This is a genomic window from Arsenicicoccus sp. UBA7492 (genome assembly GCF_002479615.1).
Lineage (GTDB): Bacteria > Actinomycetota > Actinomycetes > Actinomycetales > Dermatophilaceae > Arsenicicoccus > Arsenicicoccus bolidensis.
This window is the reverse complement of sequence record NZ_DLOE01000046.1, coordinates 18,055-29,900: the sequence shown is the minus strand read 5'-3', so window position 1 is coordinate 29,900 and position 11,846 is coordinate 18,055. Positions and strand designations below refer to the sequence as shown.

9 protein-coding genes and 1 tRNA gene are annotated in these 11,846 nt (G+C 74.1%); 5 read left to right on the top strand and 5 right to left on the bottom strand.

Features of this window, described 5'->3' with window-relative positions:
* Window positions 1-298: 298 nt before the first annotated feature.
* The 3 genes from B4E97_RS14095 (at window position 299) to B4E97_RS14085 (ending at window position 1,427) form a co-directional block, all read left to right on the top strand.
* Window positions 299-670: a hypothetical protein gene (locus B4E97_RS14095; protein WP_286960315.1), complete on the top strand. Its 372-nt coding sequence runs from the start codon at window positions 299-301 to the stop codon at window positions 668-670.
* A 9-nt stretch (window positions 671-679) separates the two neighbouring features.
* A complete protein-coding gene (locus tag B4E97_RS14090; RefSeq protein WP_286960314.1) occupies window positions 680-805 on the top strand; it encodes a hypothetical protein in 126 nt (41 codons plus the stop codon).
* A gap of 280 nt (window positions 806-1,085) precedes the next feature.
* Window positions 1,086-1,427, top strand: a complete 342-nt coding sequence (locus tag B4E97_RS14085; RefSeq protein ID WP_349681184.1) for a tyrosine-type recombinase/integrase — start codon at window positions 1,086-1,088, stop codon at window positions 1,425-1,427.
* 14 nt (window positions 1,428-1,441) lie between these two features.
* Here B4E97_RS14085 and B4E97_RS14080 read toward each other — a convergent pair.
* Window positions 1,442-1,517: transfer RNA gene (locus B4E97_RS14080), tRNA-Arg, on the bottom strand.
* Window positions 1,518-1,848: 331 nt separating this feature from the next.
* On the opposite strand from B4E97_RS14080, the gene B4E97_RS14075 reads away from it, so the two are divergent.
* Entirely contained in the window at window positions 1,849-5,472 is a 3,624-nt protein-coding gene (locus tag B4E97_RS14075; protein ID WP_286960313.1) for an AAA domain-containing protein, read from the top strand.
* A gap of 301 nt (window positions 5,473-5,773) precedes the next feature.
* Here the strand turns inward: B4E97_RS14075 and mscL are convergent, their stop codons facing one another.
* From mscL to B4E97_RS14055, 4 genes are all read right to left on the bottom strand, one after another.
* A complete protein-coding gene (mscL, locus tag B4E97_RS14070) occupies window positions 5,774-6,136 on the bottom strand; it encodes a large conductance mechanosensitive channel protein MscL (RefSeq protein ID WP_019284302.1) in 363 nt (120 codons plus the stop codon).
* Window positions 6,137-6,287: 151 nt separating this feature from the next.
* Window positions 6,288-6,995 carry an SAF domain-containing protein gene (locus B4E97_RS14065; RefSeq protein WP_286960312.1) on the bottom strand — a complete coding sequence of 236 codons (708 nt, stop codon included), beginning with the start codon at window positions 6,993-6,995 and terminating at the stop codon, window positions 6,288-6,290.
* Between the two features lie 167 nt (window positions 6,996-7,162).
* Window positions 7,163-7,501 (bottom strand): FmdB family zinc ribbon protein, encoded by a 339-nt coding sequence (locus tag B4E97_RS14060; protein WP_286960311.1) that lies wholly within the window; start codon window positions 7,499-7,501, stop codon window positions 7,163-7,165.
* Window positions 7,502-7,569: 68 nt separating this feature from the next.
* A complete protein-coding gene (locus B4E97_RS14055) occupies window positions 7,570-9,147 on the bottom strand; it encodes a potassium/proton antiporter (RefSeq protein WP_286960310.1) in 1,578 nt (525 codons plus the stop codon).
* 79 nt (window positions 9,148-9,226) lie between these two features.
* On the opposite strand from B4E97_RS14055, the gene B4E97_RS14050 reads away from it, so the two are divergent.
* A complete protein-coding gene (locus B4E97_RS14050; protein ID WP_286960309.1) occupies window positions 9,227-11,836 on the top strand; it encodes a penicillin acylase family protein in 2,610 nt (869 codons plus the stop codon).
* Window positions 11,837-11,846: the final 10 nt, after the last annotated feature.

The following is an 11,846-nucleotide window of genomic DNA, read 5'->3' as shown; positions in this document are numbered from 1 at the left end:
GCTCCCCGGGTGGGTCCGTGCCCCCCACTCCGCCCCCCCCCCCCCCCCCCCCCCAAAGACCCCCCCCCGCCCCGGGCGCCCCCCCCCCTGCCCCCCCCCCCCCCCCCCGCCCCCGGCGGGCGACCGCCTCTGGACCATCGAGGACGTCTCCGACTTCCTCAGCGTCAGCGTCGCCACCATCTATCAGTGGCGCCACCGCGGCGACGGCCGCCGTGCATGCGCCTCGGCAAGCACCTGCGCTTCGACCCCGCGGCCGTGCGCGCCTGGGCCGTCTCCAAGGCGGCCCGACGTGGCGCCCGTGGCCAAGGACCCTCGGGACGGGCGGTGGCTCGCGCGCTGGCGTGACCCGACGGGGGCTCAGCGCAAGAAGTCGTTCCGCCGCAAGGTCGATGCCGAGCGCTTCCTGTCCGACCTGCAGGCCGAGATGCACCGTGGGACCTACCTCGACCCCGCGGCGGGCAAGGTGCGCTTCGAGACCCACGCCGCGACCTGGACCGCTGGCCTCGGGCACCTCAAGCCGAGCACGGCCCTGCGCTACCGGGAGGTGGCCCGCACCCACGTCGTGCCCAAGTGGGGGTCGTGGCCGCTGGTCCAGGTGGCGCGCTCCGACGTGGCACCGTGGATCGGTGATCTCGTGGCCTCGGGCATGTCCCCGGGCCTGGTCCCCTAGGTCTACCTGGTGACGTCGATGATCTTCGACGCGGCCGTCGCCGACCACCGGATCGCCCGCAACCCGACGACGGGCGGGCGCCTGCCGCGCCAGCCGCGACGCGAGCCGCGTTTCCTGACCCCGTCGCAGCTATAGCACCTCGTCGACGCGGCAGGGGACAACGGCCTCCAGGTGCTCGTCCTCGCGCTGACCGGGCTGCGGTTCGGGGAGTTAGCGGCGCTCAAGGTCGGTCGGATCGATCCCGTCCGCAAGTGCCTGACGGTTGCTGAGTCCGTGAGTGTCGTCAGGTCGAAGCTCGTGTGGACGACGCCGAAGACGTACCAGGTCCGGTCGTCCCGGTGCCGCCGGCGCTCATGCGGCACATAGAGCAGGAGGGTCGGGGGAGGGGCGCGGAGGATCTGGCCTCCCCGGCCCCATGGGTGGGCCGCTGCGGTTCAACAACTGGCGCCGCCGCGTCTTCGACCCCGCCGTGGAGCGTGCCGGTCTCGTCGCCCTCACGCCCCACGACCTCCGTCATACGGCTGCGTCTCTCGCCATCGCGGCGGGCGCCAACGTCAAGGCCGTCCAGCAGATGCGTGGCCACACCTCCGCGGCTATGACCCTCGACGTCTACGCCGGGCTCTTCCCCGACGACCTGGACGTCGTCGGACGCTCGCTGGATGCGCTCGTCCCCGCTCAGGGTGTGCCACAAATGTGTCACAACGGTCCTTCGGAGGCCCTCGGCCTGCTGGCGATCGACCCCGGAAAGGGGCTTTGAACTGCGATGTTGTGTGGTGCCCCCGAATGGATTCGAACCATCGACACCCGCTTTAGGAGAGCGGTGCTCTATCCCCTGAGCTACGAGGGCGGGGGTGGCGGCTGCGCCGACCACGGGCACCTATCTTGTCATGGCGGCGGGCGCAGCGATGACAGCGACCGGCGTGGTTCGTCATACGGGCGCGACCGCAGGGTGTGGATCGATCCAACCCGTCGGCCGCCGAGATGGACACGGAGGGTGAGATCCGCACCGATGGGGTGTGTCAACAGGGCGAACCTGGCCCGTGGTTACTCGCCAGTCTTGACCTTTGGGCGCTGTTTATCGATCATTCAACGAGCGGCGCGCATGGTTCCCTCCCCCTGCATCATGCGCGCCGCCACCATGTCCGCCCGGGGCATCCCGGCCTCGCTATCCTTGGCCGGTGACCCCAGCACCGCCCGCCGCCAGCCGCCCCACCGATGAGCAGGACCCGGCGGTCGCGGCCGTCGCCCGCTGGCGGCGCGAGCTCGTCGAGGCGGGTGGACCCAACTCCCTGCTCTGGCGCCCGGCCGACGCGCGCGGGCGGCTCGAGCTCACGCACGGCCACCCGGCGGGGCTCGCGATCTTCCTGTCCGGGCGCCACGCCAAGCTGTCCGACCTGCACCGCGAGCCGCGGGCGCTGGCCGAGGCCGTGGTCGTGGCCCGGCGGATCCGCGCCACCGCCGAGGACCTCTGGCAGGACCGGGGGCTCGCCACCTGCTTCCTGGCCGCCGGTATGGCGACCTGGCAGACCTCCGGCGGGGCCGGGCGAGTGCCCAGCGCCCCCGTCTTCCTGCGTCCGTGCGAGCTGCGCCCCCGCGACCTGGCCCAGACCGACTTCGACCTGGTGGTCAGCCGCACCGTCGAGCTCAACCCGGCGCTGGTCGAGCTGGTCCGGGCCGAGCTGGGGGTGGAGCTCGACGGCCGCGGGCTGGCCGAGTCTTCCTGGGGGCGCAACGGGTTCGACCCCGAATCGGCATATCGCGAGCTGCTCCGTCGGTGCTCGGGACTACCCGGCTTCACCATCGAGCGGCGTCTCGGGGTCGCGCTCCTTCCCTACGCCAAGCTCGGGATGGTCGCCGACCTCGCCGGGACGACGGTGGCCGAGCACCCGGTGGTGCGGGCCCTCGCCGGTGACCCCGCCGCGCTGCGTCCGCCGACCGGCGAGCCCGCGGCCGGAGTGTCCCTGCCGCTGGTCCTGCCGGTCGACGAGCACCAGCGGGCGGCCCTGGACGCCATCGGCGCGGGCGACGACGTCGTGGTGCAGGGTGCACCCGGCACCGGGATGACCCAGGTCGTCGCCGCTGCCGTCGCCGGGCTGGCCGGTCAGGGCCGAAGCGTCCTGCTCGTGTCGCACGCCCGGTCCGCGATCACGGCCGTGCAGGAACGTCTCGCGCAGGCGGGGCTCGACCTCGTCGTCGAGGCGCACGACGGACCCGACCTGCGGCACGAGCACGAGCCGCTCACGGCCGCGACGCCGGCCGAGCCCGTGCAGGCGACGGCCGCGACGACCCGCGACCACCACGCCGTCACCGAGCGGCTGCAGGGACACCTCGTCGCCCTCCACCAGGCCCGACACCCGTGGGGCGTCAGCGCGTTCCAGGCGCAGGGGGCCATGGTCGAGCTGAGCCAGGTCGATCCGCCGCCGCGATCTCGCGTCCGGCTCGCCGGCGACGACCTCGCCCACCTCACCCCGCAGCGGCTCGACGTCGCCACCCGTGAGCTGGTGCAGGTCGCCGAGGACGGCGCGTGGCTCACGCATCAGGGCGCCGACCCGTGGCGCGCGGCTCGCATCACCACCCCCGCCGAGGCGGACGCCGCCCTCGCCGCGTGCGAACGGCTCGACGGCGACCGCGGCCTGACCCGCCTGACCAGCCTGGTCGACGCCCTGTGCCGCGAAGTCGGTCTGCCCCGCGCGAGCTCGGTGCGGGGCCTGGGCCAGGACCTGGACCTCGTGTCGGGCGTGCGCGCGACCCTCGACGCGTTCGTCCCGGAGGTCTTCGACGCGCCGCTGCCGGAGATGCTGGCGGCCACGTCCACGGCATACCGCACGGAGCACGACGCCGGCGTCGGCCCGTGGCGCCGTCAGGGCCTGCGGCGCGACGCCCGGCGGCTGGTGCGCCCCGGTCCCGGGCCGACCGACCTGCACGACGCGCTCGCGACGGCCCATGACCAGGTCACCCGGTGGCGCGAGCGGGCGGGCGCCGCGAGCCGTCCCACCGTCCCGCACGGGATCGACGAGGCCCGCGCCGCGCACCGCGCCGTGGTCGCCGACCTGGAGGCGCTCGAGCCGGTCCTCGCGACCACCGTTGACGGCGCCGGGTTGCTGGACCTGCCCGTCGAGACGGCTCTCGCCCGCGTGCGCGAGCTCCTGCGCGGACGGCGACGCCTCGCCGTGCTGCCGCTGGTGACCACGACCCTGGACGGGCTGCGGGCCCAGGGGCTGGGGCCACTCGTCGAGGACCTGGCGGCCCGACGCGTCCCCGCCGCGCAGGTGGCCTCTGAGGTGCGTCACGTGTGGTGGAGCTCCGTCCTCGACGAGGTGCGCCGCACGGACCCGCACTACGGAGCGCACGACGGCAGCGCCCTCGACGCCGACGCCGCGGGGCTGCGCCGGCTCGACGCCCTGGCCCTGCGCGAACGCGCCGCCGCCGTCGCCACCGCGGTCGGGGACGCCCGCCCCTGCTGGGCGACCAGCCCGCACGAGATCGCGTCCCTCCTGCCCGTCGGCGTGGCCGTGGACACCGTGATCGTGCTCGAGGCGTCCCAGCTGTCCGTGGCGCAGGCCGTGTCGGCCCTCAGCCGTGGCCGGCAGGTCGTCGTCTGCGGGGATCAGCACCAGCTGCCCCCCGGCGACGTGAGCGTGACCGTGCCCGATCCGGCCCGCCGCGACGACGACGTGCAGGCCGACCAGCGGGCGACCTCCGTGCTCTCGTCCCTCGCGGAGATCCTGCCGGTGCACACCCTCGCGACCGTCCACCACGGCGTCGACGACCGCGTCGCGCTGGCCGTCGACCGCCGGCTGCACGGCCAGGACCCCGTGGTCGTGCCGGTCGCGTCCACCGCGCCCCGGGTGCAGCTCGAGCTGGTGGACCAGGACCGTATGCCGCAGCCGCCGCGTGGCGAGGCCCCCGTCACGACCGCGGCCGAGGTGGACCGCGTCGTGCGGCTCGTGGTGGCGCACGCCCGCAGCACCCCCGAGCGCTCGCTCGGTGTCGTCACCTTCCATCCCGCGCACGCGGACGCCATCACGGCGGGGCTGCGCGCGCAGCTGGCGAGCCTCGACCTGACCGACGCGTCGCGCAGGTTCTTTGCCGGGTCGGCGCGAGAGCCCTTGTGGATCAAGCCTGTCGACCAGGTGCAGGGCCGGACCCGGGACGACGTGATCGTCTCGGTCGGCTACGCGCTCGACGAGGCCGGACAGGCGGGGCACCGGTTCGGCGCCCTGGCGCTGGGGGCGGGGGAGCGGCGGGCCGCCCTCGCGGTGACGCGGGCCCGGCAGCGGCTCGTCCTCGTGTCCTCCGTGACGGCCGAGCAGCTGCGGCAGGTGGGGGCGGGAAGCGCCGGCGTGGAGCTGCTCGCCGAGGTGCTGCAGCTGGCCGGGACGCCGGCCGGGCCCGTCCCCTCGCTGGGCGGCCTGAGCGATCCCGTCACCCGTGAGCTCGCCGCCCGGCTGCGGCAGGCCGGACTCACGGTGACCGAGCGCGCGGGCCGCGGCGCGGGTGCCGTCGAGCTGGCCGTGCGCGACCCCCGCGCCGTGCGTGGTGTCGCCCTGGCGGTGGAGTCGGACGGTGTGGACTACGCCCGCGGTGGCGGGCCGGTCGACCGCGACGTCCGGCGGCCGGAGCTCCTGCGCCGGGCCGGGTGGGAGCCGCTGCGCGTGTGGACCGCCGACGTGTTCACCGCCCCGGAGCGCGTCGTCGCCCGGATCGTCGAGGCGGCCCACGGACGCTGGGACGACGGCCCGAAGGCTCGTGATGCCCGCGCGAAGGCTCGTGACGCAGGCTCGGACGAGGCCCGACGGTGACGCGCCAACACCGTCGGGTGGACGCCCCCGGCACGGGGTCTGCGGCGAGGGCGCCCCTGGGCGAGGCCGAGCCCCGCCTCCCGCCGGCCACGCAGGAGAACCCGCCCCCCTCCACCGCAGCGCGGCGCCGCTCCGACGCGCCTCGCGAGGACGCCCATGACCGGTGGCTGCGGGAGCAGCGTCCCCCGCACTGGGAGTAGGACCCCGGGGTCCGGTCCGCGTCAACCTGCTCCTGCTCGTCTGCGCGGACGACGAAGGGCCCCGCCAGCACGGCGGGGCCCTTCGTGACGTGCGGGGAGGGTCAGCGACGACGCAGCTCGTCGCGGATCTCCATGAGGATGGAGGCCTCCTCGGAGGGAGCATCGGTCTCCTCCACGCCGGCCTTGCGACGGGCGGCGATGGCGTTCATCGGGGCGACGACCATGAAGTAGATGGCCGCGGCGATGATCAGGAAGCTGATGAGGGCCGTGAGGAACGCGCCGACCGGGACGCCGCCCGGGTTGAAGGAGTTGAAGTTGGGCTGGCCGCCCAGCTTGCCGATGAGGTTCATCAGGATCGCGACGAAGCTGTCGATGACCTTGCCGAAGGCGGCACCGATGACGACGGCGACCGCGAGGTCGACGACGTTGCCGCGCATGAGGAAGTCCTTGAAGCCCTTGAGCATGACTGTTCTCTCTCTGTCCTGGGGAGATGTGGAGCGAGCCCGCTCAGGGGCTCGGGCGGCGACTGCGCCGCATGCCCCACCGTATGACGCTGAGTTACACGAGGACGATACTTAATCGTTCATAGGTCCCCAAAAAGTTGACGCGAAGTGCTTACTGGGAACCCGCCGTGAGCATCAGGTGAAGGGGCTCGTCCTCGGGCCCGGCTCCGTGGCCTGCGTGCAGAGCCCTGGACTGAGATGCGTTGAGGGACACCAGGACCGTGCGTCCGGAGGCGCCGGCGGCGCCTCCCGGCAGCCCCACCCCGGCGGACTCACCGACCGGGGTCTGCAGCACCACGGCGGCGGGGGCGACGAGGCGGGCACCGGCCCACACCTGGACCCGGTCGCCCGCGCGCACGAGGTCCGCCACCACGGGCTCGACGGAGGGCACGGCGAGCGCCACGGACCCCTCGGGCAGGCCCGCGAGCCGGGCGGCTCCGGTCACTGCACGGGGCGTCAGCGGGTCGCCGGTGGCCACTGGCCCGGCCAGGCGGCGCCCCACGAGGGCCTCGGCGTCCGGCCAGGTGGTGGGGGCGTCCGACCCGGGCCACCGACGGATGACGAGGTCCTTCGCGTCGAGCACGTGCCCCGCGGGCAGGTCGCGGGCGGCGCTCACCACGCGCGTGCCTGCTGGAGGAGGGGCCGGGAACGCCAGGCGCAGCGCCCCGGCCACGGCGAGCCCCAGACAGAGGGCGGCCAGGGCGCGGCGGACGAGTCGCACGTGCCAGGACACACGGCGGCTGCGCAGGCGTGCGCGCCACGGCCGGCGTAGCGGTGCGGGGCGCCCGGCTCGGTCGCCACGGCGGGGGAGGGCAGTCATGCCGCGAGGCTAAGGAGCGGACCTGCGACGCGGGAGGGCTCGGCGGCCGCCTGTGGACAGAGCGAACCACGACGCGACGAGCTGTGGACGACACGCCGAGACCGGCGCGTCCTAGGGCGTGCGAGGAGTGGGCCGGCGACATACGAGCCGGTCGGCGCCCTCGACGGTCAGCTGGCGGCGGTCGAGCTGGTCGAGGTGCTGGAGCTGCTGGACGAGGTCCCGGACCCGCTCGCGGACCCGTCGGAGCCGGACGAGGCGCTGGTGCCGGAGGTGCTCGAGGAGGACTCGCTCGGGGAGGCCGAGGTGCTCTTGGTCGCCTTGGCGTCCTTGCCGCGCGAGTCCGTGCGGTAGAAGCCGGAGCCCTTGAAGACGACGCCGACGCTGTTGTAGACCTTGCGCAGCAGCCCCTCGCAGCGCGGGCACACGGTGAGCGCGTCGTCGCTGAACGACTGCACGATGTCGAAGGCCTCGCCGCAATCGGCGCAGCGGTAGGAGTAGGTGGGCACGGTGCCTCCGGAAGGAACGAGCGGGTCAGGGACGCCGGCGGCCGAGGCCGACCTGGGCGTTCGACCGCTCAGTCTAGCGAGCCGTCGCGCCGTCGCTGACCGCGTTCGCGGACCGTGCGGGACACGGGCGGGCGCTTCCCCGGCTCGAGCCACCCGGCCAGGCGGCCCTGCTGGGACACCGCGTGCAGCCGCTCCTCGGCCGCGTCCCGCAGCTCCGAGGGCACCACGACCATCAGCGAGTCACCTCGCCGCAGCACGGTCGAGCGCTCGGGCACGAACGACCGCTCGCCGCGCAGCACGAGGGCGACGTTGGCGCCCTTGGGCAGGCGCAGCTCGTAGACCTCGACCCCGGCCATGCGGGACTCCTCGCCGATCTGCACCTCGACCACCTCGGTGTTGAGTCGTTCGAGCGGGGTGGACTCCAGCTGCAGGTCCATCGTCGCGCCCGCGTCGATGACGCCGAGCCGCCGGGCGACATACGGCATGGTCGGCCCCTGCACGATGGTGAAGATCACGACGAGCATGAAAACGAGGTCGAACAACCAGGCGAGCGACGACGCGCCGCTGGTCTCTGGGACCGTGGCGAGGACGACGGGGACGGCGCCGCGCAGCCCCGCCCACGACAGGAAGGCCTGCTCGCGCCACCCGATCCCGAACGGCGTGGCGGAGACCACCACCGACAGCGGCCGGGCGACCAGGAGCAGCACCAACCCCATCACGACCGCCGGGACGATCCACCGGCCGAGCTCGGAGGGGGAGGCCAGCAGGCCCAGCAGGACGAACAGGCCGATCTGGGCCAGCCAGCCCATCGCGGTGGCGAAACCCCTGGTGGCGGCCTTGTGCGGCAGGGAGCTGTTGCCGACGACGAGCGCGGCGACGTAGACGGCGAGGAAGCCGCTGCCGTGGGCGTAGGTCGCGACGCAGTAGGCCATCGTCGGCACCGCCATCACGCCGATCGAGAACAGCGCGGACGAGGTGTCGGCGTAGCGGCGCAACAGCTTGGTCCCGAGCCAGCCCACCGCGATGCCGAGCAGCGCGCCCACGACCAGCTCGTAGACCGCGAGCCCGGCGAGGAAGAGCGGACCGGCGTCGGAGTCACCAGCGGCGACCGAGGCCAGGGCCGTGACGAGGAGGACGACCGGTGCGTCGTTGAAGCCGGACTCCGCCTCGAGCAGGCTGGTCAGCCGCCGCGGGAGGGGCACGCTGCGCAGCACGGAGAACACGGCCGCCGCGTCGGTCGAGCTGAGGACGGCCCCCACCAGCAGCGCCGAGACCCAGTCGAGGTCGAGGACGAACCTCGCGGCGACGCCGACCACCCCGACGGACACCATGACGCCGACGGTCGAGAGCAGGGCGGCCGGGGCCACCGACGGTCTGATGTGCTTCCACGAGGTCGAGAGCCCGCCCTCGGCCAGGATCAGGACGAGGGCGATGTAGCCGAGGGCCTGGGTCAGGCGGCCTCCGTCGAACTGGATGCCGAGCCCCGACTCACCCAGCCCGACGCCGATCAGCAGGTAGAGGAGCAGGGACGGCAGGCCGGAGCGGGCGCTGATGCGGACGGCGACGACGGCCAGCAGCAGGACGGCGGATCCGAGGAGGAGGACGGAACGCAGGTCCTCGATCCCGAAGCCCGCGCCCGTGTCCATGGCCCCATCCTCTCGTATGCCGCACCCGCCCCTCGCGTCGTCCGCCGGCCTGTCGGTGCCGTGGCCTAGTCTCGCTCACGTGTCCCGCGCCGCTCTGATCGCCCGACGGACGACCGTCTCGGTCGTCGTCCTGCTCCTCGTGGCCGCCCTCATCGTCGCCGGCGTCGTCTACGGCGCCGTCCGCCGCACCGACCCCACCGTCACCGGCACGGCGCGGCTCACCGGGCTGTCGGGCGAGGTGGACGTCCGGCGAGACGGCCAGGGGGTCGCCCACATCTACGCCGACACCCCCGAGGACCTGTTCCGGGCCCAGGGCTATGTCGCGGCCCAGGACCGGTTCTTCGAGATGGATCTGCGCCGCCACGCCACGGCAGGGCGGCTGGCCGAGCTCGTCGGCGAGGCCGGGGTGGCGTCGGACATCAGCGTGCGCACCATGGGCTGGCGCCGCGTCGCCGAGCAGGAGCTTCCCACGCTGTCGGCCGACACCCGACGCTACCTCGCGGCGTATGCCGACGGGGTCAACGCCTACCTCGACACCACCGGCGACGCGACCCGCGTGGCGCCGGAGTACCTCATGCTCAGCGTCCGCTTCCCCGGGTACCGCATCGAGCCGTGGGGCCCGGTCGACTCGCTGGCCTGGCTCAAGGCGATGGCCTGGGACCTGCACGGCAACTACGCCGACGAGCTCGCCCGCGCCCGGCTGATGGCGCAGGGTCGCTCGCTCGACGAGGTGCGTGAGCTGTATCCCAGCTATGACGCCAAGGCCCAGCCCCCGATCCTCTCCCCGTCGGCGTGGTCGCCCTCCGGCGTGCACGGCGGCCGGTCCAAGGCGCCGGCGGCCGGCATACGGCAGGGTGCCGGCCCCGCCCCCGATCCTGAGAGCGACGCCGCCCTGGGCCGAGCGGCGCAGGGCGTCGCGGCCGTCGCCCCGCTCGTCGGCCGCGGCGAGGGGATCGGCTCCAACTCGTGGGTGGTCGGGCCGTCCCGGTCCTCGACCGGGAAGCCGTTGCTGGCCAACGATCCTCACCTCGCGCTCGCCCAGCCCGGGATCTGGCACCAGACCTCGCTGCACTGCCGCACCGTGTCGCAGGCCTGCCCGTACGACGTGTCCGGCTTCGCGTTCGCGGGCTTCCCGGGGGTCGTCATCGGGCACAACCAGCGGATCGCGTGGGGATTCACCAACCTCGACCCCGACGTGAGCGACTTCTACCTCGAGCGGGTCAAGGGCAGCACGGTGCTCAAGGACGGCGCCTACCGCCCGCTGACGACGCGCACCGAGCGGATCCGCGTCGCGGGTGGCGCCGACCGCACCATCACCGTCCGGTCCACCTCGCACGGCCCGCTGATGTCCGACGTCGACGCTGCCGTCAAGGACGCCGCGGCCGTGCCCACGGCAGCGACCACCGCGTCGCCGGCGACCCCCGCCGTGGGAGAGTCCCTGGCGATCGCGCTGCGGTGGACGGGGCTGGAGGTCACGCAGACCGCCGACGCGATCTTCCGGATGAACCGCGCCACGTCCTTCGAGACCTTCCGCGCCGCCCTGTCCTCGTTCGCCGCGCCCTCTCAGAACGCGATCTACGCGGACGTCGACGGCCACATCGGCTACCAGGCACCCGGCCGCGTGCCCGTCCGCCGGTCCGGGACGGCGGGGGCACCCCCCGGCTACCTGCCGGCACCGGGCTGGGACTCGCGCTACGACTGGACCGGCTACGTCCCGTTCGACCAGATGCCACGCACCCTGGACCCGCCCGAGGGCTTCGTGGTCGCCGCCAACCAGGCCGTCACCTCGGCGTCGACCCCCTTCCTCACCACGGACTGGACCCACGGCTGGCGCTCCACCCGCATCCGTCAGCTCCTCACCGCCCAGCCGACCGTCTCGCCCCAGCGCATGCGCGACATCCAGGGCGACGTCAACGACGGTTTCCAGCCCGTGCTGACCGCGGCGCTGCGGGGCGTCGACCTGAGCGGCGACGGCTTCACCCGGGAGGGTCAGGCGACGCTCGAGGGCTGGGACGGCCGGTTCGTGACGGGTGACAGCCACTCGTCCCGCGCGGCGGCCTACTACACGGCGGCGTGGTCCGCGCTGCTCCACCGGACCTTCGACGACGACCTGCCCACCGGTCTGCGGCCCGATGGCGGCTCGCGCTGGCCCGCGGTCGTCAAGCAGCTGCTCGCCGACCCCCGGTCTCCCTGGTGGGACAACCAGAAGACCCTGCGGATCGAGACCCGCGACGACATCCTGCGCCAGGCCCAGGTCGACGCGCGTCTCGAGCTGACCCGGCTCACCGGCAAGGACGTCAAGGCCTGGGACTACGGGCGGCTGCACACGCTGACCCTGCGCCATCCGCTCAGCGCGGCGGCACCCGGCATGCTGCGGTCCCTGCTCGACCGCGGTCCGCAGCCGGCGCCGGGCAACCCGCTCGCTCCCAACGCCCTCGGCTACGACCTGCAGCTGGGCTACGCCGCCGACTGGGGGCCGTCCATGCGCATGGTGGTTGACCTCGGCACCCTCGACGCGAGCACCTGGGTCCAGTCCACGGGCGTGTCCGGGCACCCCACGAGCGACCACTACGACGACCAGACGGGGCGCTGGCTGCGCAACGAGCCCTTCGCGTGGCCGTTCAGCCGTCAGGCCGTCGAGGGCGCGACCCGTGACCAGCTCACGCTCGCGCCGCGCGACAACGGCTGAGCCGCGCGCG